General features: G+C 49.3%; 21 protein-coding genes. 15 read left to right on the top strand and 6 right to left on the bottom strand.

Annotation, left to right across the window (positions count from 1 at the left end; all coding sequences use genetic code 11):
* Window positions 1–18: 18 nt before the first annotated feature.
* From ACXAGC_RS01920 to ACXAGC_RS01860, 13 genes are all read left to right on the top strand, one after another.
* Complete coding sequence (locus tag ACXAGC_RS01920) at window positions 19–3,207, top strand: SUMF1/EgtB/PvdO family nonheme iron enzyme (RefSeq protein WP_474841932.1); 3,189 nt, start codon at window positions 19–21, stop codon at window positions 3,205–3,207.
* Between the two features lie 25 nt (window positions 3,208–3,232).
* On the top strand, window positions 3,233–6,106 hold the full coding sequence (locus tag ACXAGC_RS01915) for an SUMF1/EgtB/PvdO family nonheme iron enzyme (RefSeq protein WP_474841930.1): 2,874 nt from the start codon (window positions 3,233–3,235) through the stop codon (window positions 6,104–6,106).
* Between the two features lie 104 nt (window positions 6,107–6,210).
* A complete protein-coding gene (locus ACXAGC_RS01910) occupies window positions 6,211–9,255 on the top strand; it encodes an SUMF1/EgtB/PvdO family nonheme iron enzyme (RefSeq protein ID WP_474841928.1) in 3,045 nt (1,014 codons plus the stop codon).
* Window positions 9,256–9,409: 154 nt separating this feature from the next.
* Entirely contained in the window at window positions 9,410–9,877 is a 468-nt protein-coding gene (locus tag ACXAGC_RS01905) for a hypothetical protein (RefSeq protein WP_474841926.1), read from the top strand.
* Entirely contained in the window at window positions 9,874–10,659 is a 786-nt protein-coding gene (locus ACXAGC_RS01900; protein WP_474841924.1) for a lytic transglycosylase domain-containing protein, read from the top strand. Before ACXAGC_RS01905 ends, ACXAGC_RS01900 begins: the two co-directional genes overlap by 4 nt.
* A gap of 51 nt (window positions 10,660–10,710) precedes the next feature.
* Window positions 10,711–12,342, top strand: a complete 1,632-nt coding sequence (locus ACXAGC_RS01895; protein WP_474841922.1) for a hypothetical protein — start codon at window positions 10,711–10,713, stop codon at window positions 12,340–12,342.
* Complete coding sequence (locus ACXAGC_RS01890; RefSeq protein ID WP_474841920.1) at window positions 12,332–12,877, top strand: hypothetical protein; 546 nt, start codon at window positions 12,332–12,334, stop codon at window positions 12,875–12,877. Before ACXAGC_RS01895 ends, ACXAGC_RS01890 begins: the two co-directional genes overlap by 11 nt.
* Before the next feature lie 16 nt (window positions 12,878–12,893).
* Window positions 12,894–14,141, top strand: a complete 1,248-nt coding sequence (locus tag ACXAGC_RS01885; RefSeq protein ID WP_474841918.1) for a hypothetical protein — start codon at window positions 12,894–12,896, stop codon at window positions 14,139–14,141.
* A 172-nt stretch (window positions 14,142–14,313) separates the two neighbouring features.
* Window positions 14,314–14,556, top strand: coding sequence for a twin-arginine translocase TatA/TatE family subunit (gene tatA, locus ACXAGC_RS01880; RefSeq protein ID WP_474841916.1), 243 nt, complete (start codon window positions 14,314–14,316; stop codon window positions 14,554–14,556).
* A complete protein-coding gene (locus ACXAGC_RS01875) occupies window positions 14,549–14,917 on the top strand; it encodes a Sec-independent protein translocase subunit TatA/TatB (RefSeq protein WP_474841913.1) in 369 nt (122 codons plus the stop codon). Before tatA ends, ACXAGC_RS01875 begins: the two co-directional genes overlap by 8 nt.
* The gene (tatC, locus tag ACXAGC_RS01870; protein WP_474841911.1) at window positions 14,910–15,695 is read left to right on the top strand and encodes a twin-arginine translocase subunit TatC; all 786 of its coding nucleotides are present in this window, start codon (window positions 14,910–14,912) and stop codon (window positions 15,693–15,695) included. The genes ACXAGC_RS01875 and tatC overlap by 8 nt, the downstream gene beginning before the upstream one ends.
* A gap of 160 nt (window positions 15,696–15,855) precedes the next feature.
* Window positions 15,856–17,280: an alkaline phosphatase PhoX gene (locus ACXAGC_RS01865; protein WP_474841909.1), complete on the top strand. Its 1,425-nt coding sequence runs from the start codon at window positions 15,856–15,858 to the stop codon at window positions 17,278–17,280.
* 77 nt (window positions 17,281–17,357) lie between these two features.
* Window positions 17,358–17,909, top strand: coding sequence for a hypothetical protein (locus ACXAGC_RS01860; RefSeq protein ID WP_474841907.1), 552 nt, complete (start codon window positions 17,358–17,360; stop codon window positions 17,907–17,909).
* 49 nt (window positions 17,910–17,958) lie between these two features.
* Here ACXAGC_RS01860 and ACXAGC_RS01855 read toward each other — a convergent pair whose 3' ends face one another.
* Window positions 17,959–18,495 carry a pilus assembly FimT family protein gene (locus ACXAGC_RS01855; RefSeq protein ID WP_474841905.1) on the bottom strand — a complete coding sequence of 179 codons (537 nt, stop codon included), beginning with the start codon at window positions 18,493–18,495 and terminating at the stop codon, window positions 17,959–17,961.
* A gap of 232 nt (window positions 18,496–18,727) precedes the next feature.
* Here ACXAGC_RS01855 and ACXAGC_RS01850 point away from each other — a divergent pair, with 232 nt between their 5' ends.
* Entirely contained in the window at window positions 18,728–19,372 is a 645-nt protein-coding gene (locus ACXAGC_RS01850; RefSeq protein ID WP_474841903.1) for an HAD family hydrolase, read from the top strand.
* A gap of 178 nt (window positions 19,373–19,550) precedes the next feature.
* On the opposite strand, the gene ACXAGC_RS01845 is transcribed toward ACXAGC_RS01850, so the two are convergent.
* The 3 genes from ACXAGC_RS01845 to ACXAGC_RS01835 form a co-directional block, all read right to left on the bottom strand.
* Window positions 19,551–20,840, bottom strand: coding sequence for a metallophosphoesterase (locus ACXAGC_RS01845; protein ID WP_474841901.1), 1,290 nt, complete (start codon window positions 20,838–20,840; stop codon window positions 19,551–19,553).
* Window positions 20,821–21,021 (bottom strand): hypothetical protein, encoded by a 201-nt coding sequence (locus ACXAGC_RS01840; protein WP_474841898.1) that lies wholly within the window; start codon window positions 21,019–21,021, stop codon window positions 20,821–20,823. The genes ACXAGC_RS01845 and ACXAGC_RS01840 overlap by 20 nt, the downstream gene beginning before the upstream one ends.
* 161 nt (window positions 21,022–21,182) lie before the next feature.
* Window positions 21,183–22,034 (bottom strand): helix-turn-helix domain-containing protein, encoded by an 852-nt coding sequence (locus tag ACXAGC_RS01835; RefSeq protein ID WP_474841896.1) that lies wholly within the window; start codon window positions 22,032–22,034, stop codon window positions 21,183–21,185.
* A 123-nt stretch (window positions 22,035–22,157) separates the two neighbouring features.
* Between ACXAGC_RS01835 and ACXAGC_RS01830 the strand changes: the two genes are divergently transcribed.
* Window positions 22,158–24,416, top strand: a complete 2,259-nt coding sequence (locus ACXAGC_RS01830; RefSeq protein WP_474841894.1) for a TonB-dependent receptor — start codon at window positions 22,158–22,160, stop codon at window positions 24,414–24,416.
* Between the two features lie 76 nt (window positions 24,417–24,492).
* Here ACXAGC_RS01830 and ACXAGC_RS01825 read toward each other — a convergent pair whose 3' ends face one another.
* Together ACXAGC_RS01825 and ACXAGC_RS01820 are read right to left on the bottom strand one after the other, a co-directional pair.
* Window positions 24,493–25,197, bottom strand: coding sequence for a TonB-dependent receptor domain-containing protein (locus tag ACXAGC_RS01825; protein ID WP_474842387.1), 705 nt, complete (start codon window positions 25,195–25,197; stop codon window positions 24,493–24,495).
* A 70-nt stretch (window positions 25,198–25,267) separates the two neighbouring features.
* A complete protein-coding gene (locus ACXAGC_RS01820) occupies window positions 25,268–25,981 on the bottom strand; it encodes a haloacid dehalogenase type II (RefSeq protein WP_474842385.1) in 714 nt (237 codons plus the stop codon).
* Between the last annotated feature and the right edge of the window lie 34 nt (window positions 25,982–26,015).

Genomic DNA, 26,015 nt, shown 5'->3' with positions numbered 1-26,015 from the left:
CATAAGTAGTCGCCCATCATGGACAGCATCGGCAAATATAAAATCATCAGGGAATTAGGTGCAGGCGGCTTTGGTGCTGTTTATCTGGCTGAAGATCCGCGCCTGGGTGAACAGGTCGCGATTAAAGTATTCCGTATTCGTGATGAAAATGTGGCTCAGCAAGCCACAACCGCCACGGGCGATGCCGGTGAAGTGTTAAAAGGGCGCTTTCTCAACGAAGCCCGCACGCTTAGAAAGCTACAGCGAAACCCCCACATTGTTGAAGTGTTCGACTTCGATGAGCTTGAAGACGGTACCCCCTATTATGTAATGCCTTATCTTCCTCGTTCTCTGAAGAACGAACTGGGCAGTGATGCCACCGATGCACAGGTGATTGCCGAACTCGACCCGGAAGAGAAGCCCCGGCGATTACCCCTTACCCAATGCTGGCTATATCTCGAACAACTCCTTATTGCATTAAAAGATGTGCACAAAGCCGGGCTTATCCACCGTGATATTAAACCCGCCAACTTATTGTTCGACGAACATGGTGCGGTAAAGCTGTGTGACTTTGGTATTGCCAAAGTGCCTGACAGCGAGCACAGCTACAGTGGCATCGGCATGGGCAGCCGAAACTATATGGCGCCGGAACAACGTCAGAGCGCCAAGCATGTCGATGCCCGCAGCGACATTTACAGTGCTGGCGTACTCGCTTACCGAATGATAACCGGCACCCTGCCGGAAGGCCGGTACGCCGACCCAATCCATTATCAACCCGGCCTGACTGAAGCGCAGAATGACTTCATTTTAAAAGCCTTAAGTCAGCAGAAAGATGACCGCTTTGCCGATGGCGCAGCTATGTTGAGTACATTGCGAAAACTGGAAGGAAAAAGCAGTCGTGTCGCTAATGAAAATACCGGTACCTGGGTGGGTGGCACCGACGAGATTAGAACAGAACTAAAGCCTCTTGAGCAACAAATCATCCAATTATTGCAGAATAATGGTGAGGTAAAAGACTCAGATCTACCGATGTTACAGGCATTAGCCGAATTGGGCGGTTTAAACAACAACGAACTGCAAACGCTGATTGATAAAATCAAAGAAAGTCAGGCTAACCAAAGCCCACAGCAAAAGGCCTTTCAGCATTGGGTTTCCACTCTCAGTAACGCCATAGAGCGCGGAGATGCACTTTCACCTCAACAATGCAAAATACTTCTTAATGCGGGTGAATCCGCTACCGATAAAACGGAGCAAGAATTACAATATGTATTGGCGAGTAAGGGCTTGACCATTGAGTCTGAGAACTCGTCCTCCGAGACTGTGAATACCGACACTGAAATAGTGACTAACCAACGAGAAGCTTCTTCAGGCAGCGCAGGCAAATGGATAGGGTTAGTCGTCTCGCTGCTTATTCTGGCGGGTGGCAGCTATTTTGGCTTTGATTATTACAAACAAAAGGAAGCAGAGTCTCAGCGCGAACTGACTCAAAAAAAGAAAGAACAGAAGGCCTGGGAAGTGGCAAAGACAGAAGACTCAATTGAAAGTTATGAGCGCTATCTGCGAGCGTGGCCATCAGCAGAACATAATGGTCTAGCCAGAGAGGCATTAGAAGATTTGGAGAAAGCGCGTAAGTTTGCACAGATGAACGCCGCCGACAAGAAAAAGCAATTAGTTAAACAGGCACAGCAGTATTTGATTTCGTTAGGTTATGAGGTGCCTGAAAATGGAGAACTTGATCAGCGAACCAGAAAGGCTATCGAGACCTTCGAATCCAGTCAGAAGCTAGTTGTCGCCGGAGCCGTTGACAGTATTCTTATAAGTAATTTGCAGCGTGTTATTAAAGCCCGTGACGACGCCGCATGGAATAATGCGGTGGCAAGTAACTCAAGTACGGGTTATCAAAAGTACCTTGATGAAAATACCAGTGGAGCCTATCGCGAAGAAGCTAAATCAGCACACGAAAAGGCACTGAAGCGTGAAAATGACGCAATCGCTCGTGCAGAGAGAGAACGAAAAGAAGCTGAAGCTATCGCAGAGGCGAAACGCCGGGAACAGTTATTATGGGCGGCTGCGCAAAAAACTAACTCGTTAGAAGATTATAAAGCTTACGAATCTGAGTTTCCCGGAGGCCAGCACATAGAGCAGGTACAAACCCGAATTCAGGAAATAGAATTCGAAAATAATAAAGTGGCCTTAAAGGTTAATGTCACACCGGCCGATTCAGAGGTCAGGTTTATTGGTCTTAATAAAGAGTATGTTCCTGGCATGCGTCTGCCGCCGGGTAGTTACACTGTTGAATTAAGCCGGCGCGGCAGGGAAACTCGCAGGGAAACTATTTCCCTTTCAAAATCAAATAGTACCTTCAGCTATCACCTACGGGGCTGGTTGCCTGATTCTATTTTTGCACTCGTTGACGGAATGAAAAAAATTCCGGGCGGTACATTTGTGATGGGATGCCAAGCTAATGATCCCATGTGTCAGGAGACGGAGAAGCCTGCGCAAAAAGTAAATGTGACTTCATTTTCTATGATGGAAAATGAAGTGACTGTAGAGCAGTTTGCCGAATTTGTTGCGGCAACCGGTTACAAGACCCTGGCTGAGACAGAAAAGAGAATTAGAGGATGTAGCTCAAAATTTCACAGCTTAACCGATGCTGACAGTTTGTCTGATAGCCGGAATTGGCGAACTGCCGATGCTTATACAGCAGGTCGCGAAACAGTTAATAACCCCGTCGTTTGTATTGCTCCTCCAGACATCAGAGCGTTTATCAAATGGCTGAATGACAGCACTGGCGAGCGCTACCGCTTACCACGTGAAGAGGAATGGGAATATGCTGCAAGAGCCGGCTCATCGCAGATTCTAGGGCAAGTGACTACCGAGGAACAGCTATGCTCGGTGGCTAATGTTGGTGACTCATCGTTATACAACAGTGCCAGCATTATGAAGCATGTAGCCTGTAACGATGGTTATAAAATGTTGGCTCCAGTAGGTAGATATAAGCCAAATGCTTTCGGCTTATACGATATGACAGGTAATGCGTTTGAGTTGACTATAGGTTGTAGAAGTTCATCTTTGAAAATAAACACAGCGTCATCACGTTGTGATGACTATGTGATGAAGGGGGGAAGTTGGGCTGATCACGGATATTATTTACGCCTTTCCATAAGAATGTTTGGTATTGAAAAGACTAGAGATGACACAACAGGCTTCCGCCTGGTAAAAGATTAGACTCTCCGAGAGACAAGGTTACCTGATGGAACAGATCGGCAAATACAAAATCATAAAAGAACTCGGCGCAGGCGGCTTTGGGGCCGTTTATCTGGCTGAAGATCCGCGCCTTGGCGTGCAGGTGGCCATCAAGGTGTTCAGGGTAAAAGATGCGAACCTGGCCGGGCAGGTTACCAGTGCTTCACAGGATGCAGGTGGCATTCTGCGTGAACGCTTCATGGCTGAAGCCCGCACGCTGCACAACTTGTCTCACAATCCTTTCATAGTAAACATCAAAGAGTATGACGAACTGGATGATGGCACGCCTTACTATGTGATGCCTTACCTGCCAAAATCTTTAGAGAGCGAAATTGGAAAGGATGCTTTCAGCCGCGGTCGGCTGGAAGAAATTCCTGCCAGTCAGCATCCGCGTAAATTATCTGCTCACCGGGCGCTCACTATTCTTGAGCAACTGCTCAAAGCCATGGCGCAGGTGCATGAGGCGGGGTTGATTCATCGTGACTTAAAACCGGCAAACATCTTGTTTGATGAACAAGGCAATGTACAGGTGTGTGATTTTGGTATCGCTAAGCTGCCTGATGCTGAATACAGCCAAAGCGGCGTTGGCATGGGTAGCCGCAACTACATGAGCCCTGAACAGCGCGAAAGTGCAAAGTACGTGTCTCCCGCCTCAGATGTATATAGTTTGGGTGTAATCGCCTACCGTATGCTCACAGGCCAGTTGCCGGTAGGAAAGTTTGAGGATATCTCTCACTATGCACCAGAAGTTGGCAGCCCATTGAGTAATCTGATTGATAAGGCCGTGTCGCAAAATGAAAAAGACCGTCCTGCCGGTGCCGGTGTGTTTCTTAACCTTTACCAACAAGCTGTAAAGGGTGTGAGTGAACAAAGCGCAAGCGCTGATGACGCCACGGGTACCTGGGTCGGCGGCACAGACGACATAAAGCCTGAACTCAAACCCCTTGAGCAGAAAATTATTCAGCTATTACAAAGCAACGGTGAAGTTAAAGATGCCGATTTACCTATTCTGCAGGCACTGGCCGACCTGGCTGGTTTGAGCAGTGATGACCTGCAAGCACTGATTGAGCAGGTAAAAGAAAAACAAGCCAGCCAAAGCCCGCAGCAAAAGGCGTTTCAACAGTGGGTCGCGAATATCAACAGTGCCATCGCCCGGGATGATGAGCTATCGCCTCAGCAAGTAAGCGTGTTGGTGGAAGCTGGTGAGGCAAGCACGGGTAGAACAGCAACTGAACTCCAGTCCATTCTTGCTGCTAAGGAAATTCCGGTCAAGCAGGACGCTGGTTCAACACAAGCGAAGGATGACGACGTAACTCTGGTTGCTAAACCTGAGCAGTCAGGCTCAGGCGGGGCCGGAAAGTGGATAGGCATTGCAGCGCTGCTCATCGTGCTCGCCGGAGGCGGCTATTTCGGCTTTGGTTATTACCAGCAAATACAGGAGCAAGAAAAACAGGCTGCTATTGCGAAAAAGAACGAGCAAAGTGCGTGGCGCGATGCTGAGAAGCTCAATACCGTCGATAGTTACGAAGCATATATTAAAGGCTGGCCAGAGGGCAGCCATCTAAATCAAGCCAAACAAGCCAAAGCGGATTTAGAAGAGCAACGCAAAGCGCAAATCAAAAAAGCCCAGGGTTATCTGAAACAACTGAATTATGTGTTAGCCGAAAACGGTCTGCTGGATACCCGCACCCAGAAAGCCATTGAAGCGTTTGAGGAAAGCCAGGACCTGATGGTGACCGGTGCAGTGGATACTATCCTGCTGTCAAAACTGGAAGCTGTACTCGATGCTAAACGTGAAGCCGCTGCTATCGCGAAAGCAAAAAAGCAGGACAGTGATGCCTGGAATGCCGCAAAATCATCCGGCACTATCAATGCCTACCAGCAATATATCGCCAACCAGCCGCAAGGGCAGTATCTCACTCAGGCAAATAAGGCCATTGATGGCATCAAGCTGGAAAACAGCAAGGTACCGCTCAATATCGTGGTAAGCCCGGCTGATGCCACTATTCAGATAACCAACATCAAAGAAAAATACCGCGATGGCATCAAACTCCCACCCGGCGAATACACTTTTAAAACCAGCCGAAAAGGCTATAAAACCAAAACTGAAACTTTGAGACTGACAAACGGTAACAACCGCTTAAATGTAACCCTTGAGCGCGTTCCTCAGTCTATTATCGCGCTAATAGATAGCATGAAGCCCATACCTGCCGGTAGCTTCATGATGGGGTGTAGTGCCGGTGATACAGAATGCTCTGACAGTGAAAAGCCACTCCATAATGTGAATATCAAAGCATTTTCAATGTTGGACTCGGAAGTGACATGGGATATGTATCAACCCTGTATTGATGCCGGAGTATGCGAATCTGGCAATGATGAGGGTTGGGGAAAAGGTGAACGGCCGGTTATTAAAGTCAGCTTTGAGGATATCAGTAAACGTTATATTCCCTGGTTAAATGGGATTACGGGGTTATCGTTTCGTCTACCCAGCGAAGCCGAGTGGGAATATGCCGCCCGTGCGGGTAGCTCTAAGCCTTATAGCTGGGGGGATTCATTGGGAAATAACAGAGCGAATTGCGGCTTCTGTGGTTCACGCTGGGATGGTAAAAAAACGGCGCCAGCAAAGTCATTCAGCCCTAATGCATTTGGACTCTACGATATGCATGGCAATGTGTGGGAGTGGACGGCCGATTACTGGAACGAGAGTTATATCGGTGCGCCCACCAATGGTAGTGCCTGGCTGCGCGGAGACAGCAGCCAGCGCGTTGTCCGGGGCGGTTCGTGGGTCGATTTTCTGCATTATATGCGCGCTTCACCACGCTCTAAGGTTGGTGTGACACTCCGCATCGGTAGCCTCGGTTTTCGTTTAGCCCAGGACTAGCGCTACAGGCGCTTCGCTTTTGCCAGTGTCAGGAAATAAAAAACGGGTATCCAGTAACGTTATATTTGAATAAATAATAAAATCTAAATAGTCAGTACCTCATCATGAAATGGATCGGAAAATATAAAATCATAAAAGAGCTCGGCGCAGGCGGCTTTGGTGCTGTTTATCTGGCTGAAGATCCGCGCCTGGGTGAACAGGTCGCGATTAAAGTATTCCGTATTCGTGATGAAAATGTGGCTCAGCAAGCCACAACCGCCACAAGCGCCACGGGCGATGCGGGCGAGGTGTTAAAAGGGCGGTTTCTTAACGAAGCCCGCACGTTAAGAAAGTTACAGCGTAATCCGCACATAGTTGAAGTGTTCGATTTCGATGAGCTTGAGGATGGCACACCGTATTATGTGATGCCTTACTTGCCTCGTTCACTTAAAAATGAGCTCGGCAGCGATGCCACAGATGCACAGGTCATCGCCGAACTCGACCCGGAAGATAAACCCCGTCGTCTGCCATTAAGCCAGTGCTGGCTATACCTCGAACAACTCCTGATTGCATTAAAAGATGTGCACAAAGCCGGGCTTATCCACCGCGATATCAAACCCGCCAACTTATTGTTCGACGAACATGGTGCGGTAAAGCTGTGTGACTTTGGTATTGCCAAAGTGCCCGACAGCGAGCACAGCTACAGCGGTATTGGCATGGGCAGCCGAAACTATATGGCGCCGGAACAACGTCAGAGCGCCAAGCATGTCGACGCCAGAAGCGACATTTACAGTGCCGGCGTCCTCGCTTACCGGATGATAACCGGCACCCTGCCGGAAGGCCGCTACGCCGACCCTATCCATTACCAGCCTGGCCTGACTGAAGCGCAGAACGATTTCATCTTAAAGGCCCTCTCCCAACAAAAAGAAGACCGCTTTGTTGATGGCGCCGCCATGCTCAGCGCGTTGCGAACCCTGGAAGGAAAAACAGATAGCAGTGCTGATGAAAACACCGGCACCTGGGTCGGCGGCACAGACGACATCAAGCCGGAACTCAAACCTCTTGAGCAAAAAGTCATTCAGCTTTTACAAAGCAAAGGCGAAGTGAAAGACACTGATTTACCCATCCTGCAGGCACTGGCTGACCTTGGCGGCTTGAACAGTGATGAGCTGCAAGTACTCATTGAGCAGGTAAAAGAAAAACAAGCCAGCCAAAGCCCACAACAAAAAGCGTTTCAGCAGTGGGTGGCGAATATAAATAGTGCCCTTGCACGTGGTGATGAGCTATCGCCTCAGCAAATACAGGTTTTGGTAGAAGCCGGAGAAGCGAGCACAGGTAAAACAACAGCAGAACTCCAGTCCATTCTTGCTGCTAAGGGAATGTCAGTTCAGCAGGGCGCGGGTTCGACACAATTAAAAGGTGACGATGTCACCTTGGTTGCTAAACCTGAGCAGCCACGCTCAGGTGGGGCCGGGAAATGGATAGGGATTGCAGCGCTGCTCATCGTGCTCGCCGGAGGCGGCTATTTCGGCTTTGACTATTACCAGCAAATGCAAGCGCAAGAAAAACAGGCCGCTATTGCGAAAAAGAACGAGCAAAGCGCATGGACGCAGGCTGAACAGCTTAACACCATTGATAGTTACGAGCTGTACCTGAAAAACTGGCCGCAGGGCGCACATGCCACTGCAGCTGAAAAGTCGAAGACTGATTTAGAAGAAGCCGCGCGACTGGCCAAGCTCAGTGCCGAAGAGCAACGTGCAGCGCAAATCAAAAAAGCACAGGGTTATCTTAAACGACTGAATTATGTGGTAGCCGAAAATGGCCAACTGGATACCCGCACTCAAAAAGCCATAGAAGCGTTTGAGAAAAGTCAGAATCTAATGGTGACTGGTGCGGTGGATACTATCCTGTTGACCAAACTGGAAGCTGTACTCGATGCTAAACGTGAAGCTGCTGCTATCGCTAAAGCAAAGAAGCAGGATGATAAAGCCTGGCTCACCGCGAAATCAGCCAATACTATTAAGGCTTACAATCAGTACCTTTCAAGTCAGCCCCGGGGGCAGTATGTGGACCAGGCTAACAAAGCCATCAACACTATTGAAATCGAAAACAGAAAAATACCACTGACCATAACGGCAACACCGTCAGAGGCAACGATTGAGATTGCCAATATCAAAGACAGGTACACCGACGGTATCAAACTTATACCTGGTGAATACAGCATCAAAATCAGTCAACAAGGCTACAAAACCCAAACTGACACCGTGCGACTGGAAAACGGCAACAACCGCTTCCGATATGTCCTTGAGCGCGCTTTACCCGAATCCATCCTTGCCCTGATAAATAGCATGAAACCCATTCCCGCAGGCAGTTTTATGATGGGTTGCAGCCCCGGCGACAGTGATTGTGATGACGATGAAAAGCCACGACACAATGTTAATATCAAAGCGTTTTCGATGATGGCGACAGAGGTAACTAAGGAGCAGTTTGCTGCTTTCGTGAACGCTACCGGCTATCGCACTGATGCGGAAAAGAATGTAGGGGGTAATCAGGGGTGCTATTCATGGAGTAGTGGACAGTTTCAATGGTCTGCGGGCGTTAATTGGCGTAATGCACAATATAAGGGGTTATCACAGAGTGATGACCATCCTGTAGTATGCGTGAGTTACAATGACGCGGTCGCTTTTATCTTGTGGCTGAACGAGCAGTCCGGCGGGTCCTTCAGGCTCCCCTCTGAGGCTGAGTGGGAGTATGCGGCTAGAGCAGGAAGCAGTAATAAGTATTCATTTGGAAGCGATGGCAATTCACTTTGCCGGTACGGCAATGTGGCTGATAACAAAACGCACCCCGAAGGTGGTTCGTGGTCTACTAAAGCCGAATGTAATGATGGTTATGTATTTACAGCGCCTGTTGGACAATACCAGGCAAATGCATATGGGCTATATGACATGCATGGTAATGTGTGGGAATGGACGGCCGATTACTGGAAGGAGAGTTACAGCGGTGCGCACACCAACGGTAGTGCCTGGGAGCGCGGCGACGGCAGTCGGCGCGTTGACCGGGGCGGGTCGTGGGACAGTTATCCGCGTCTCGTGCGCGCTTCTTTCCGTACTTGGAATGGTGTGGCTTACCGCTACAATAGCTTCGGCTTTCGTTTAGCCCAGGACTAGCGCCGTCAGGCGCCTTCTCTTTAGCGCGCAGCGCATTTTGTGCCGCAGGCACGTTTTTCTCTTTTGCTCTTTCTATTTTCCAGCGTTCGCGCCGGGCAGCACCTCGAAAATAAAAATCCCCCAAATCTTCTCATAGCCCTCTTCGGAGGTGACTATGCAAAGCACAATCAATCAGGATACAAGCACCCAGGCGATGACCGAGGTCGCGCTGGGTTTGTCGATGGCATTTTTCGCCATTCTTATTGTCGCGTTGTTGTCTATGAGCATGCCGGGGAGTGAATCGCCCGCTGATGTCACCGCGGATAAAATCGCTCAGATAACTTCGCCACAAACCGATGAACACATAAAACTCACGGCATCTGCCGAGTCAACCGAGTCGGTATCGCCCGTTTCGCAGAAGAAAACCCAGTTTTTGTTTTTGCATCAGGGGCAAATTTACACCCAGTCTTTAGCGGTGTATTCAGCGGATGCGCTGGAAAATGAACAGCCGGTGTTTCTGGCGGTACCGGCTAGCTTGCCCATGGAGCAGGTTATGGAAGCGAAAGCGCAGATAAATCATCCAAATCTTTCCATAACCTTGCTTAACGATGCATGGCAATCACGACTGGAGCAATTACCATGAAAACCTGTTTAACCCTTTTCGTTAAGTGCTGGCTTATCGTTGCACTTTCACTGATGAGCCTTGGCGTAAATGCTTACAGCCCTTACACGCAATCTGATATTGAGCAGATGGTGATTGACGAGGCGCTGCGTCAGGGCGTTTCACCGTCGCTGGCACTGGCCATTGCCAGAGTGGAATCGAATTTCGACCCGTACGCTGAAAGTCACGTGGGCGCCCGGGGAGTAATGCAAATAATGCCTGCCACTGCCATGGGGGAGTTTTCTGTGGCTTCCAGCCGCCTGTATGATCCCAGAGTGAACATTGAACTGGGAGTGGCGTTTATCAAACAGTTGATTGCCACTTACGGTGGCCGGGTGGATATTGCCCTGTCACACTACAACGGCGGCTCGCGGGTGAAAGACGAATACAATAACTACCGCATTAATCCGGCCACCCGGGGCTATGTGAACAAGGTGCTGGCATACCAGCGGGAGTACCTGGCATTGGGCTATGACGAAGGTGTGTCGCACACGGATCGTCAGCAGGCCATGGTAGCAAGTCTGGACGATTTCAGCCGTTCCCGCGTGGTATCAGACATCCCGGATATAACAGACATCAACGTCGATACCTATTACACTGATGATCCACGGGTGAATAAACTGCAGCAGATACGTGTTCATAACTTGACCAGAAACGCCGGGCGTGCGAAGAATAGTCAGTATACTTCTGCGACGGGCACCAAACCGGCGCGCAAAATGAATAAGCAGGAAAAAGTGGCGCAGTGGGAATCTGTCTACCGATAGGTTCCTGTGGCCGACGATTCATCGCAGCAACAGGGAAGGAAAGCGATAATCATGAGCAGCACAGTGGGATATGGCATCAGTGAGTCATTGCTCAGTATCTTTGACGGCCTTCGTCAGGCTACCCGATTTGGGGAGGACGATGCCGAAGCACAGAAAAAGTATCACGACACCGATATCGATAAAGTGGCTCAGTACATCTGCTGCCGTAATTACGGATTTGTTTGCAGGGAATTGTGTTTTCTGAGCTGGGCGGTGAATCAGGCCTATCCCGACGAGTTGTATCAGGAACCGCTTTACCGTTATTTCTGGCTGGATGGCGTGAGTTCGGCCAGTGGATTCAGGCAGGCCTTTGCCGTTGACTGGCAGGCCGATACGCATTCGGTCACCATGAAAGACAATTTTCTGCATATTCGTCTGGGGAATACGCAGTTTGATATTTCGCCTACCCGGGCAGGCATTCTGGCGGTGATGATGGAATTTGTCGCCACTGTAGATCCTACCATGGTGCAGCAACTGAAAGGCCTTCAACATGGGACGATAAGTGCCATTGATGACTTGTCTAAAGTCATACAGAAAACCCTGTATGATTATCTGAAGGATCATTTGCCGGAAGCGCAGGAACACAATCGTTATCGCTATGTGGCTGACTGGCTGTCCAGCGCGGCCCTGTCTCCCGAAGCGGTGAACGACGCCACTATTCTGATGTTCTGGCAACAGGCTAATGACGATCCGTCGCCCTCCAAACCCAGTCATATCCGGTTCGACACGGCGGTGGATGATATGCTCGACACCCTCTTTGCACTGAAAGTTGTACAGCAGCAGAAAGCCGGACGGGTAGGGGAGCGCCTGGGTGGTGATATAGAGCTGGGTGAAATCGATCTTGAGCGCATCCCGGGCGTGCAGAACGGTAGTGATGACGGGCCGGGCATGGCCTGTTCTTCGCTGTTTAACGGGCTGCAGGACGACATCTGCCTTGCCGCGCTTACCAAATTTCCAAAATGTATTAATCAGAGTCAGCAGGTGCTGGCCGTGCCGCTGGTGAGGCATCGCAGTCAGTTGAACCGGTTTACCCAAACCTTTATGCGCCTGCAGGTGTTCAGCCCCTGGCAGGCGGTACTGTCACAGGCGAAACGAAAATCGGTGCAGATGGTCGCTGAAAAATTACAAAGTGTACCGGAAAATGGTTATGTGCTGTATGCAGAAACGCTGGCAGATACCCTTGCAGATATTCAGTCTGCCAGAGCCTGTCTGCTGCACGCGCTGCTACCGCTGACGCCCCAGTTCGTGCTCGCAGAACTGATAGAAGCATTGCCAAACCCGGAGGCGGCAGTAACGGCGTGGCTGCTCAGTGATGTGGCAGGTTCAACAGCTAAGGAGCTGCAGACACTCATCACTGAGGCCGCTCTGCGCTGGCCGGCACTGCGTATTGTGCTCGACAGTAACGCCCGCAAATTTAAACAGAATAACAAGGCAGGATTTAAAACCCTGCCGGAAGAGGATGAGCAGGACGCCTATCTGCTCGCACACAGTCACATCGTGTCTCTGGAATTGCTGCTTAGTAATCACCTCGCCACCATTAATGCCCTGTCGGAAAATAATGACGCCGCACAGAATTTTGCCTCTGATGTTTCCATATTCAAAGGCAGATTTGAAAAAATGTATGGAGAAGTTCATGTCGCATAACAATCATGAGCAGGCACAGGCGATATTTGCTGCCAGACGGCAGTACAATGCACTGACCCGCCCGGAGTCTGATTTTACCGGCGGCAGCGCGGTGCTTTATAACGATTTGGTTAAACTGGCCCAAAGTGGCGAACACCCGCGCAGGCTTGAAATTATGGCACAGATCAACCAGTCGCTGCCGTTACGCCGACAATTTATGCACCTGGTGAAAACCTTTGCTTATGAGGTTAGTGGCGCACAGGCGGCAGCCAGTGGGACGGATGAGATGGAGCCCCGGAAGTCAGATAAGTTTACTCTGTCGTTCACCCGTGATCCGGTACAGACATCGCAGATTTACGTGATCCTTACGGTGAATTTCCCCACCGCTGCACACTGCGAGAAAGGGGTGAATCTGCACGTGGAAAGTCGTAGCTGTATTTATCTGCTGCATTTTCCGCCGCTGACTAACAATAAAACGCAGAGTTTACTGGAAGAAACCTCGCCTGCCTTGCAGGCGCTGCTCGATGCCAGTGCCGACATCGTGATCATGAATTAATCAGTAAGGGATTGTTGTGACTATTCACGTTTTCATCGCCACAACCCGGGGCCTGGTTGCCGTTAACAACCTCTATCAGTTACCTGAAGCCGTGGCGAATTCCATGGTGACCGCAGGCGGGTTTTCAGAGCCCTGTCCCATTACCAACGGTTACGACAGCTTTGTAAAATTAGGCTCCGGTATTATCGAGGCGCATTTCAGCAAGGGGCCATACCGCATCGATCTGAGTGCGAAAATTTCACAGGGAAACAGCTGGCAACTGGGCTTTTATATTGCTCACGCCTGCAAATTCCTGGAAATTCTCGGTGACGGCAATCCGCAGCCCGGGGACGAAATTATCGTGGCCACCGGCAGCATAAGAACGGCTGACGGAACCGTGGCGCCGGTTAATCATGTGCCGGAGAAAATTGCCCTGGCCGACAAACAGCTATCACCATGGAAAAAACAGTGCGACATCCTGTTTCTGCTGCCTGTGGAACACGAAGGTGATGTTACTGATATCGAGGGTGTGACATTTCGTACCATTAACAATGTCGACTACCTGGCCTTATATCTTCCTGACCCGGCAGGTATTAAGCCACCATTAGATGACGTTGTGATCAATGCTCTTCCCCGACCCATTGTAAAATCAGAAATGCCCCGGAAACGCTCCGTAAAGTTATGGCACGTACTGGCGCTGATACTGGTTGCTGTGATTTCAGTGCCGATGTTTTTACAGGAAAAAACGGTGACCGATACCCGAATTGGTGCCCAGCTGCCTGTCAAAAACGGACCGGTGAAAAGCGCGTCTTCTGACGCCGGGCCCACTGAGATTGAGCCTGTCGCGCAGGGCACACCCATGGCGTTGTCACTCTACGTGAAGCGCCATTGCAACACCGCGGCAGAATCACTGGAAATCCCCGACCTGAAAGACAATCGCTTCGCATCCACCGCTGCCGGGAACGATTTATGCGATATCAAGGCGCAGTTTTCCCGAGATATTGCAGTAGTCATTTTTATCGGAGTGGGTGACGAGCGGTTCACGGTGAAAACGTTCAGGCAGCTCATGTTTGATGTGCCTTTGCCTGCTATGAACGGCAAACCGAAACAGTATTTTATGATCACGCTTGATGATGCCCCAACAGAACAGCAACAACGGTCCCTGAAGCGTTTTTTGTTTGAGTTCAGGGAGCCGAAGCAGTTAACGCTGGAACAACTGCAGTCCCATGTCGCCGAACTGGGCAATGCTGCAAATGTTTATACCCACACTTTGACACCATTTTAAATCACAGAACTCTGCACGCTCAGTATTTCCATGACATGACGGTTGGTCCTTCAGCTCTGGCCGTGAGATTTAAGTCAACCAGATATTCTCATCAAGTATTCACTTAACCGTCACGGTCCGGTCACACTTTACTTTCAACATAAAAGGAGAATAAGTAAAGTGGAGACAAAACATGGGATTGAATCTGTGGCAGATTTTACTGGTACTGCTAATCATAGTACTACTGTTCGGTCGTGGCCGTATTCCTGCCCTGATGGGCGATATTGCCTCCGGTATGCGCAGTTTCAAACAGGGTTTGCAGGAGGAAGAACAAAAGCTGGATGCAGCAGCGCCTGCCGGTCAGACAAAGTCAGAATCCACGCAATCCAAACGTAGATCAGAGCAACCGGTGAAAGCCGGCCAACCTCATGCTTGATCTTAGCTGGACTGAGCTTTTTTTCGTGGGCGTGCTGGCCCTCATTATCATCGGCCCCAAAGATTTACCCGAGCTGTTTCAGATTTTCGGACGCTTTACCGCAAAGCTGAAGCGTATGTACGCCGGCATGCAGGGCAGTATGAATCAGCTCACAAAAGAAGTGAATATCGTGAGTGGCAAAGCGCAGCCGGGTGACGAAAGCTGGAAAGCGTTTTTGCCTGAAGATATAAGAAATCTGCCGGCAGATTTTACGCCGGGCTCAATGTCTGCAGAGCAACATGCTGAGCGCCGGAGCAAAATTGACGAGGCGCGCAATCAGGCTGATGAAGCGCGTAAGGAGAAGGAGCAGGGCAATGAATGACGAACAGCTCAATAAGTCCACTGCGCCTTTACTTACTCACCTTATTGAGCTTCGTACCCGTCTGCTTTACTGCCTGGCTTTTTTTATGGTGATGTTCGGGGCCGGCTATTATTTCTCTGCTGACATATACCATTTCCTGCAACAGCCATTGCTTGAACAATTCGGAGAAGGCAGTGAGCGGAGAATGATTTATACCGGCTTGCAGGAGGCATTCTTTACTTACCTGAAGCTGGCATTTTTTACTGCTCTGTTTTTCTCTGTGCCGCTAATCCTGATCCAGGTCTGGCGCTTTCTTGCTCCTGGTATGTATCAGCACGAAAGAAAAGGTTTTTTGCCGCTGTTTATTATGACCCCGGTTTTGTTTATCGCCGGCGCTGCGCTTGCGTTTTACGTGGTGATGCCGATGGCATGGCAGTTTTTTATGAGTTTCGAAACCGCAGGTGGCAATGAGGCCATCAGAGTCGAATTGGAAGCAAAAGTCAGTGAATATCTGTCGCTGGTAATTAAGCTCATTCTGGCATTCGGACTGAGTTTTGAGCTACCTGTATTTCTGCTTATCCTGGCTAAAACCGGCATGGTAACGGCTGAAACACTAAGACACTACCGGCGCCACGCTATTGTGCTGATATTCCTTGTCGCTGCTTTTATTACACCACCTGATTTAATTTCCCAGATAGCATTGGGTACGCCCATCGTGTTGCTTTATGAAGTATCTGTTTACCTTGTTGCTAGGACAGAGCGGCGGGCACAGGCGGCGCAGGAAGCTGCTGAAATATAAATTAAAAAAAATCTGTCACGAACATGTAGCCTGCCCGTCAAGAAAATGGCGTCTGAGTGTCATTTTTGCTCCGTAGATTGGTTCCCGGCAAGACCGGATGTTGTCCCCTTTCAGAGGTCGGGGTTCCTACTTCTACAACCAATCGAACAGGTGCAAAAAAATGTCTAAAGAAACAACCGGGATGATTCTGTCCGAAGCGACGGTTAACCGTCGTGATTTCGTAAAAGGCGGTTCTGTTGTTGCTGCCAGTACAGCACTGGCATCACTGTCTGCCAAGGCTGCGACACTGCCTTTTTCTTCTTCTTACGGCCCCCTGAGCATGAAAGCCTGTAAAGCAACAGGTCTGGAGTTGCTGGCTTTACCGGACGGCTTTGAATATACCTCTTACGGCTGGACAGGTCAGATCCAGTCTGACCGTAACCCGACACCAACCGACCATGACGGTATGGCAGTGGTTGCTGCAAAGCAAAATATTGTATGTCTGGTTCGTAACCATGAGTTAAGCGAGGGCGAAGGCCATAAATGCGACCCAGTGGGCGGCCGTGGTATCTATAATCCGGCGCAATATGGCGGCACTACCAACCTGATGTTTGATGTAGTAAATGGTAAGTTCCTGTCTTCCTACAACAGCCTTGGCGGCACAATCCGTAACTGTGCTGGTGGCTCCACACCATGGGGTTCGTGGTTATCCTGTGAAGAGACCTTCCAGGTTGCTCAGGGAATTTATCACGGCTACATTTTCGAAGTTCCGGGTTTTGGTGTATCAGACGGTCAGCCAATCCGTGAGATGGGTCGCTTTACCCACGAAGCTGTGGCAGTGGACCCTGCAACAAGCTTTGTCTACATGACAGAAGACACGGGTACTTCGGCATTTTATAAATTCGAACCTGCAGGCGAGTGGGGTGATCTGAAATCAGGCGGTACGCTTTACGCAATGGTGCTGGATAACACACCACGTGTTGACCTGCGTGGCGGACTGGTTGAAGGCTCAACCTACAACGTAAGCTGGCAGGAAATCCCTGATCCGGACGCGTTCAGTGAATCCTGTTTCAGTCAGGCCAGCGACGCTGCCATCATTCTTCGCGGTGAGGGTTGCTGGTATGACGACGGTAAAATCTACTTCGTTTCTACTTCAGGTGGCGCAGCCGGTCTGGGACAAATTTTCTGTTTCGACCCCCGTCGTCAGCAACTCACGGTTGTATTTGAATCTACCAGCACGTCAGAAGTCGATGGTCCTGACAATATTGCTGTCAGTCCCCGTGGCAGCATCCTGATGTGTGAAGACGGTGGCTCTGATCCCAAGCGTCTGGTGGGCTTAACGCAAAGCGGCGAAACCTTCACGTTCTGTGAAAACCGCATGGAGCTGGATCAGGGTGATCTAGCTGTTATCGACAACATTTACCCCGGCGTTTCAGCCAACTTTACTGACAGCGTGGGCACCAGCACAGATGGTTCTGCCCGCCGCAGCTTTACCAGTCGTGAGTGGTGTGGTGCATGTTTCTATGGCCGCTGGTTATTCGTGAATATCCAGTCTCCGGGGGTCACGTTCGCGATTACCGGCCCGTGGGAAAACGGCGCGCTGTAAACCGGAATAAGCATAAAAATTTAATAAAACAATACGGGGGCACGTTGCTGCCCCTTTTCAGACTTTAAGGAATAAACATGAAAGCACTGGTATTTTTAGCATCAATGTTACTCGCTGTTCAGGCGAATGCAGCCATTATGAACCTGAGCATTCCGGGTACTGCAAGCGGCTCTCTGAGTGACGAAAGTGGTTGGTTAAACGGTGATACTTCAGCAATTGATTTTTACACGTTCGAATTATCTGCTGACACTGAACTGAGCTTCTCACTGGATACACTTCTTACATCAATGGGCATGAGCCTGTATTCAGGCGAACTGGCGACAGATCCCGGTTTCTTGTTTGACAATGCAAGTGACTTCTCTGATTTCTGGGGTAGCAGCTTAACGTATATCACTGGTACCGACGCTTTCGTACCTGCGGCAGGGACTAATGACCTCGATGCGGGATTACTTACAAGTGGCTGGTACACGCTGGCAGTAGGTGGGAATGAAGGTTTCAGCTTTGGTTCATTCAGTTACACGCTGAATGCAGACGCAGTGACCACCACTGTTTCAGAGCCGTCCACGTTTGTGGTTACACTGATGATGCTGGCAGGATTGTGCTGGACACGCCGTCAAGGTCGCAACTAAACGCGGCTTTTGGTAAATTCAAAAGGGCGCTCAGCGCCCTTTTTTAATTCTAACACCCTGAAATATCAACGATAATTTCAGGTGGATGGTAAGTGTTAACAAAAGTTTCGTAGGAAACATAGCAGGCCGTGGCAACCACTTCGTTATGCCCCACACCCTGGTTAATTTTACTGCGAACCGTGATGTAAATTTCACGGGTGAGATCGCCGCTGGCAGACTGGCCATTGAAATTATCGGCCCAGGTAAAATCATCGGCACCAAAACTCATCAGTTCCATGATTTCCGGAATGCCGTCACTGTCACCGAAAGAAAGCGCCAGCGGATAGCCTTTATCAAAATAAACGCCGTCAAAATCAAAGCCATTATTAAATCCGCCATTTCTTTTGGCGATGATGGCTTTAGTGTGAGCAATGTTCGCGGTGGATTTCAGTACGCCGGCAAGGGTATTAATAACAGCAGCATTGGCTTCAGATGACAGGTTCACAAAGCGCGGCAATGCCGTGACCGATAATACGCCAAGCATAATGATGACGATGATCAGTTCAATAAGCGTGAATCCGGATTGTCTGGATACCTGATAACGCATTGGCCTGCCCGATTTCTTACCCTTTCAGTCGATAATTTAAATACACCGTAATACTACTTGTTTATGGTAGAGCAGAATCCGGCGTATAGGGTTATTTGTAAATATACCTATGCACGTTGCCATTTAGCCGCTGAGACCAGGTTTTGCAGCTAAGTGCTTCATTCTTATAACGGCATGCGTGCCGGAAACATAAGCCCGGTTTACCGCAGTCACACAGATTTAATGAGGTTTTATGACGACATCCCGCCCGTTTATCATTTTTGATTTCGACAACTGCCTCGCCCCCGGTAATGCGGTTGGGGAAAACTTGCTCGCTCCTTTGTTTGACGAGCTGGAAAGACTGGAAAAACATCATTTATCCGGTGAACAATTTTCCGCGATGAAATTCGATTTCTGGCGCAAGCCACTGGATAAGATTGCTGCTGCCTATTCTTTTTCTGAGGAGGCTAAGCAGCGCAGTTTCGACTATTTCAGGCAGTTGGAATTAACGGGGTCAATGTCAGGGTATGAAGATACATTGTTCGTTAATGAGATGGGGGGCACGAAAATTCTGGTGACATCGGGCTTTGAAAAGTTTCAACGTTCTAAAATTAAGGGGCTGGGCTTGGAAGCGGCTTTCAGCGATATTTATTTTGACGACCCGGGTGAGCCTCCACGTAAAGGAAAAGGGCATTACTTTGCGCTAGCCTGCGATAAGTACGGGGTCGACCCTAAAGATGTCTGGGTGATCGGAGACAGTGCAGAGTCTGAAATCGCAGCAGGAAATGCTTTGGGGATGAAGACCGTACAGATTTTGCGTGCTGGTGTTGAGAGGCATGCTTCGGCAGACTATCACGTTACCGGTTTGCATGAGTTTGCAAAACTCGCCGGGGTGTAATTTCAAAGTAGCTGAACAGCTATTTTCTCTTCGCTTCCAATAATCCTTGTGGCAAAAAGGGAAGGAGCCCGTTTCGATTTCTGATCGCCGGGTTTAACTGCACTGAAATAAGCCCCGGCAGCGGGAGTACTGCCGGGGCTTATTCTTTATAAGTATGTCTTTCGTCGAAAGTAACTACTTACTCAATCGAAAACTCATCAAATAATGTCACTTCAGAATCCAAATCACTCGGGTCAAACACATAGCTTTTCACTGTGCCTGTGCTGGTATCAAGGACAGAGAAGACCGACAGCACATTGCTGGCAACAAAAGGTAAATTCGGATAGCTGTCATTTTCCATGCTCATGGGACTGAACTGCGTAGGGAAGCTCATTACACGCCCCTGTGGATCACCGTTAGGCGGATAATTCGTTTCTGACCAGCGCGGATTGGCTGAATAAACATCTTCCCAGAAATCAGCTGTAGCCGGACGCCGGTTTGACGTGTAAGTGCCGGTGGTATCATCGTAATATGCACCGTAGCTGTTACCCACATTAGAGCTTTCCAGTGAAGGCGCGATGGTGTCAGTCCATGTGGCCGGCTCAATGGGGAAGGTGTATTCAGCGACAGATTCACCACCACTGCCATTGTCCTGTACAACCTGCAGCACCGGCTGTGCAAGCACCGGAACGGTGTTGTCACCCAGTCCGAAAACGCCCTGGTGCGCCATCACCACCTTGTACTTAGCATTTTGAAATGCTTCAGTCTGCATAACATCCGTCAGCCAGGTGTATTGCTCTGACTCAGCATCGAAACGCTCAAACAAAAATTCACCAAATCCCCACTGTGTCGGGTCGGTGTAGTTTTCTGCGTTTTCAACAAATTTGGTTTTGTTGTTCGGGGTAACACTCCACGAACGCCAGATACGGGAGACATTCATAGAAATCAGGAACACGTCTCCAAAAGATACCGCGAAGTATTCTTCGCCGCGGGGGCCATCATTGGGGAAGGAAAAGATATCCAGAAAGCTCATCTGGTTGTGAGAGTGATCGGCGATCCACTGTGCTTTAACCGTTTCATCGTCAGACGGGTTAACGTCGGCTTTAACCTGTTCATAGGCGACTTCTGCAAACCATGCCGGTTGAGGATCACCAAAGCCGCCGTTCAGAGAGAAGCTTTCTTCATCTGGCGTATAACGGCCCATGACCTCATGGTTGCCAATAGTACCGAACACCGGTGCATGCTGGAGAATTTCACCGCCATTGTAGGGAAAGCCAGGCATGTATTGCTGGTAGTGTCCCTGCAGGGCCGGGAAGAATGCAGGCGCATTGTCTTTGACCTGATCGAACCATTCTGAAGCGCGGTCGGGTGCATTCACAAAATCACCGGCAAAGAATACTGCGTCTGGCGTGCCAACGGTTTCCACTACCTTCTGATAGTTTGCGACAACGTTCTTTTTCGACTGCAAATCAGAAGTCAGCAGAATCATTAACGCTGGAAGCAGTGGGTAATTGTAAAAACGGGTCTGTGAGCATTTTATGCTCAGGGTTCACGGGAACCGGCACTTCTACTTCAACGGGAACTTCAATTTCAACCGTTTCATCGTCATCACAAGCGGTAAGAGTAAGCAGGAGCCCGAGGGTGCCCGCGACGCGTAACTTCCACAACATGGATACATTCCTTTTGAACGAATAGAGAGAAAAATAGATGGAGTACTGCGCAAACCAGCGTTACAGGATTGAGTGACGCTAGTGAGATATTTTTATTACAGTGGCGTGATGTGTTTGGAATTTTTTATTCTTTATGGCGGAAAATTTCTGATAAGCACGGTTTAAGATGATAGCTCCGTATCATGCAAATTCCGCTGCTTCCATTGAGAAGGTGCGCATCCTACTACACGGGTAAATGCCGCAGAAAATTTGCTTGGATTGCTGTAACCAACCATACCTGCAACATGCGTCACACAATATCCCTGCAGCAGATACCTTTTGGCTTCCTTCATCTTATTCAGCAGAATATATTTGTATGGCGTTGTGCCGGTGCTTCTTTCGATTGCACGGGAGAATTGCCTGGTTCCCATTCCTAAAAGGCCGGCCAGTTCGTCTGTCTTAATTTCCTGTTCAATCTGCGTTTGAATGTAATCAGACAGACAGCTCAATTGCCGGCGACTTAGTCTTGATACCGGTTGTTGCTGTGTAAGGTTGTCAGAGAGGGCTGCAATACGTCGCAAGATAACGGATATGCCTTCTAGCAAAAATGATGTGCAAGGATCTTGCTGCTCAGCACATTCCCACATCGCCAGCGCTACCGTAAGGATTAATTCATCTTCAAGTACAGTAGATTGGTAGCAGTTATTTGCTGACTGGCAAACATTACAAAATTTCTCAGTATCGATGGCAATGCCCAGCATATTCACATCAGGCGATGAGAATTCACCGTTTTCGTGAGGAGCAGTGATCAAAATACTCCTTTTCTTCCAGCGCCAGGAACGATTTCCATATTTGACGATACCGCCATCAGACAAGCAAACCCCGATTTTGAGATGTCTTCCCGCAACCATTTTTCCAGCAGTTGCCGGGAAGTGTGAGCGAACGAGTACAGCGCTCTCACAGGCCAGACTCATTATAGCCGGTTGTGCCGTGCTATTTTTCAGGCTGTCGACAATAGGGTTTCCGTTATCCATCTGTTTCACCTGGTAAAAATAATAAAAATACCAAAATGGAGTGGTGGGACATTTTGGAGCGGTATTCATTCAGCTGGTTTTTAAACTACGTCACTTTGCAATCAGTAAGGGAATATCTTCAGTATGTTTGAAAAGAGACGGCTAACAAAAACTCTATCTGTATCTTCTGGCCTCGGGCTGGCTTTCATTTCTTTCGCAGCGATATCCAGCGAGTATGCAATATCTACCGGAAAAGATGAACCTGAACGTATAGAAAAACAGCATAAAGACGGCGAGGGTTCTGATGGCGGAGATGCTATTGAGAAAATTGTGGTTAAGGGGACTAAGCGGGGGACGGAGCTGTTAAAAGCCGATGTTTCGGTAACGGTTATCGATTCAAAAATGATTGATGAAGCGAGAATACGTGATTTTACCCGGATAGATGAGCTTGTTCCCAACGTCCAATTTAACGAGTCAGGGCAGACGGGTAGTATTTACATTACCATTCGTGGCGTTGAGTCCAATCCGTTTGTTGTTAACAGAGCCGCGGTGTACATAGATGGCATTCCGTTTCGTGAGCTAAGTAACTCAGTACTTAGTCAGGTTGACTCCATCGAGGTGCTTCGCGGCCCGCAGGGAACGCTTTACGGTGCAAATTCAGAGTCAGGTCTCATCTTAGTTACCACAAAAACACCTTCGGAAGTCATGGAACAGAACTACCGTGTGTCGGCTTCAAGTTACGCCTCTGGCCAGGGATATGTGGGAACCGGATTCGTCGGCGGCCCACTGGCTCAAAATTCACTTAGTGGATCCGTGGCGTTCAGTACATCGATGGAGGATGCCTACGTAAAAAATGAGGGGACATCCACGGGCGAAAGCGGTGAAATTAAAGAGAACTTCGTTCAGGGTAAGCTGCAATGGACGCCAACTGACGCACTTACCGTTAACGCAACGTCCTATTGGCTTGATGAGGATGCACCGGGTCTGTTCGTGCAGCAATATGTGCCGCTAAATATCAATCTGTACAATCAGTTATATGCAGACACGATGAACGGGGAACGCAAGATTGATAAGTGGACGGCGTTAGAAGATGCGCCCAAATATACCAATTCGGAAGAATTTGTAGCCGGTGTGAGTGTGACCTATGAGACTGATCTTGGCAACATTGATCTGGCCGCATCTTATCGTACTCTGGAAGAAGACTCCAAAGGGCTGGATTTTGATCTTACTGCCACACCGTACGTGTCCGGACGCGAAGAAAAAAGCGAAGACTACAAAAACTTAGAGCTGCGCTACAGCTCGCCCGAAAATAACGTGTTCGATTATATCGTTGGCATGTCCTATTACGCGGAAAGTGAAGAAAACACTAAGTCGACGTTTATGGGCAGCGGCGATCTCGACAGCTATCTGGCAGCACCTCTGCAGTACAAAGAAGGTGAAGACAAGAGCCTCTTTGGATCATTGAACTGGTATGTAACTGATAAGCTTAAATTTGGCGCAGGGTTGCGTTATGAGCATGCAGAAAGATCTGCGGTACAAACCGCCGGCGCGCTGGATTTAGGTCTTGGAGCCATTACCTACTATCAGGATGCGGACCTTTCGAACACCTTTGAAAACTGGCTGCCACGCATCAGCGCTTTATACCAATTTAATCGCAACCTGTCTTTTCATGCGTCAGTTTCAAAGGGCTATATTCCGGGCGGATTCAACCTTACTGCTATACAGGACGATGTGGTAGATGACAGCATATTGTTTTATGACAGTGAAACGCTGCTCAGTAGAGAAGTCGGTTTCAAGTGGATGTCCGCAGACAGAAAGTGGCGCTCTTCCGGCGCACTATTTTTTATAGAATCCGATAACTGGCAGGAGATTCAGGTCGCTACCGACGCGAATGGTCGCCCTGTCAGCTCTGATTATATCGGCTCCGCCGCATCAGTAGAAAGCAAAGGCGCTGAACTAGAACTGGTCTGGCGACCTGCAGACTCGCTCTCTATAAATAGCCACTTCGGAATTGTGGACGCTGAATACACCGATCTTCAGATTAGTGAGTCACTGAATGCTGCAGGACAGGCGGTTCAGTTTGTTCCCGACTATGATGCCGGAGTGGCTGTCCGGTATGAATTGGATGAGAACTTTTATGTCAGAGCTGAAGCTAACTTTACCGGGAAGACCGCGCTGCGGGCAAAAGGCGATGCCGTCCAGCGGGCAGTCTCGACGCTGGGACTACAGCTAGGGTACGACGATGGACAGACTGCTATCAGAGTGTTTGGCGAAAATCTGACAGACGAGCGAATTGCCAGCGGGCTTGCCATAGAAAATATGGCTTTTGGCACCGACGGATTGTTTTACAGTCCGCTTGACGCGCCGCGTATCATCGGTGTTGAAGTGGAAGTTTGGCTGTAGCGTTCTGTGAATTTACGGGAATAAAAAGCCGGGCAATGCCCGGCTAACAGTTTCAGGGAAGAAACACGCAGTAAACTTAGAAGTTGCCCCGCAGGCCGAGAGAGACGCGGCGACCGGAGAACTCATACATGGTCGGGAAGGCCGGGTCCATGGTGTAACCTTTGGTGGCTTCGTCAGTAATGTTGATGCCTTCCAGCGTCACTTGGAAGGTTTCGTTGATACGGTAGCCTAAAGACACATCGTACTGGCCGTAGGCATCGCGGTATACCGGATACATGTCACGCTCGATATATTCCACGTACTTGTCTTTGTAGTTGTAAGACACGCGGGCATCAAATACGTCGTCTTCGTAGTAGAACGTCACGTTATAGGTTTCGTCAGTCAGCCCTTCCGGCGGCGTAGGAATTCCTAAATCAGAAGCGCCTGTTAATGAGTTATCCAGTGTTGTGTAGTTTGCATTCACACCAAATCCGTCGAGCACGTCATGGAAACGGGCGAAAGGCACCTGAACGATAAATTCCAGACCCACTTCCCACTGAGCGGCATAAGCAGGCTTAAGATCCGGGTTACCGTCGCGGTATTTAAACTCATTTAAGCTCATGGTACGTTTGTAAGCGATGTCAGTCAGTGCAGGGCGGATGAAGGTTTCTGACGCAGCAGCACGGAACAATAACTCATCGGTAATATCCAGCGTGAAGTTCACGCTTGGCAGGGTTTCTTTGTAATTACCGGATTTGGAGACTGGCGCAGAGGTATAGCCGGTTGAGCCATCGTCGTTGATGAAGATCGGAGAATCAGGCCGAAGGTTCGTGGTGAGCCTGGGCCTGATGTTTTAAGCGTGTTGTTTCTGATTACCGGCCGTACTGCTTGTCGAGAATATCTGTTAATTCGCGCAGATCGTTAACCACATAATCGGGCTCCTGAGCCAGAGGATACATGGCTTTACCCGGACGGGTTACAAAAGCGGCCTGCATACCAGCAGCTTTTGCTCCGGCAATATCCCAGCCGTGAGCCGCTACCATCAGGGCATCTTCCGGTTTAACACCCAGTTGCTTCAGTGCCCAGGCATAGGCGCGGAGATCAGGCTTGTAAATCTGAATATCTTCAATGCTGTAACGGGCATCAAAAAAGTCTGTCAGGCCGGCATTTTCAAACTGGGTTTTCACACCGTAGTTGGACGAGTTGGTTAAACTGACAATCTTATAGCCCCGTGCTTTTAAATCTTTCAGCCCTGATTTTACGTCCGGGTGCGGTGGCAAACTGAGCAGTGGCGTCACAATGCTTGTTTTGGCTTCTTCTTCCGTGATGTCTATGCCATTGGTTTCTGCCACCATCATTAATGCTGCCACGCCAATTTTCCCGAAGTCCCGATATTCCCCTGACACGGTTGATACCAGTGAGTGGTGCAACATGGTTGAGAACCACAGGGGAAGCAATGATTGCTGACCATTGAGGGCTTCGCCTACTGATTCACGCATTGCTTCCATATCCAGAAGGGTTTCGTTAACGTCAAAAATGATCACTTTGGGTTGTGATGGCATGGTGTCAGCCTCCGCATTGTTCATAACCGTTACCAGTAAGGCGACGGCAATAAAAAGA

Source organism: Alteromonas sp. AWJ4_197 (assembly GCF_056160285.1).
This window is presented reverse-complemented; position numbering and strand designations above follow the sequence as displayed.

What these genes read in the sequence shown, in the direction of transcription:
- ACXAGC_RS01920 (WP_474841932.1), top strand. Translation starts at nt 19, where the DNA reads ATGGACAGCATCGGCAAATATAAAATCATCAGGGAATTAGGTGCAGGC.
- ACXAGC_RS01915 (WP_474841930.1), top strand. Translation starts at nt 3,233, where the DNA reads ATGGAACAGATCGGCAAATACAAAATCATAAAAGAACTCGGCGCAGGC.
- ACXAGC_RS01910 (WP_474841928.1), top strand. Translation starts at nt 6,211, where the DNA reads ATGAAATGGATCGGAAAATATAAAATCATAAAAGAGCTCGGCGCAGGC.
- ACXAGC_RS01905 (WP_474841926.1), top strand. Translation starts at nt 9,410, where the DNA reads ATGCAAAGCACAATCAATCAGGATACAAGCACCCAGGCGATGACCGAG.
- ACXAGC_RS01900 (WP_474841924.1), top strand. Translation starts at nt 9,874, where the DNA reads ATGAAAACCTGTTTAACCCTTTTCGTTAAGTGCTGGCTTATCGTTGCA.
- ACXAGC_RS01895 (WP_474841922.1), top strand. Translation starts at nt 10,711, where the DNA reads ATGAGCAGCACAGTGGGATATGGCATCAGTGAGTCATTGCTCAGTATC.
- ACXAGC_RS01890 (WP_474841920.1), top strand. Translation starts at nt 12,332, where the DNA reads ATGTCGCATAACAATCATGAGCAGGCACAGGCGATATTTGCTGCCAGA.
- tatA (WP_474841916.1), top strand. Translation starts at nt 14,314, where the DNA reads ATGGGATTGAATCTGTGGCAGATTTTACTGGTACTGCTAATCATAGTA.
- ACXAGC_RS01875 (WP_474841913.1), top strand. Translation starts at nt 14,549, where the DNA reads ATGCTTGATCTTAGCTGGACTGAGCTTTTTTTCGTGGGCGTGCTGGCC.
- tatC (WP_474841911.1), top strand. Translation starts at nt 14,910, where the DNA reads ATGAATGACGAACAGCTCAATAAGTCCACTGCGCCTTTACTTACTCAC.
- ACXAGC_RS01865 (WP_474841909.1), top strand. Translation starts at nt 15,856, where the DNA reads ATGTCTAAAGAAACAACCGGGATGATTCTGTCCGAAGCGACGGTTAAC.
- ACXAGC_RS01860 (WP_474841907.1), top strand. Translation starts at nt 17,358, where the DNA reads ATGAAAGCACTGGTATTTTTAGCATCAATGTTACTCGCTGTTCAGGCG.
- ACXAGC_RS01855 (WP_474841905.1), bottom strand. Translation starts at nt 18,495, where the DNA reads ATGCGTTATCAGGTATCCAGACAATCCGGATTCACGCTTATTGAACTG.
- ACXAGC_RS01850 (WP_474841903.1), top strand. Translation starts at nt 18,728, where the DNA reads ATGACGACATCCCGCCCGTTTATCATTTTTGATTTCGACAACTGCCTC.
- ACXAGC_RS01845 (WP_474841901.1), bottom strand. Translation starts at nt 20,840, where the DNA reads ATGATTCTGCTGACTTCTGATTTGCAGTCGAAAAAGAACGTTGTCGCA.
- ACXAGC_RS01840 (WP_474841898.1), bottom strand. Translation starts at nt 21,021, where the DNA reads ATGTTGTGGAAGTTACGCGTCGCGGGCACCCTCGGGCTCCTGCTTACT.
- ACXAGC_RS01835 (WP_474841896.1), bottom strand. Translation starts at nt 22,034, where the DNA reads ATGGATAACGGAAACCCTATTGTCGACAGCCTGAAAAATAGCACGGCA.
- ACXAGC_RS01830 (WP_474841894.1), top strand. Translation starts at nt 22,158, where the DNA reads ATGTTTGAAAAGAGACGGCTAACAAAAACTCTATCTGTATCTTCTGGC.
- ACXAGC_RS01820 (WP_474842385.1), bottom strand. Translation starts at nt 25,981, where the DNA reads ATGAACAATGCGGAGGCTGACACCATGCCATCACAACCCAAAGTGATC.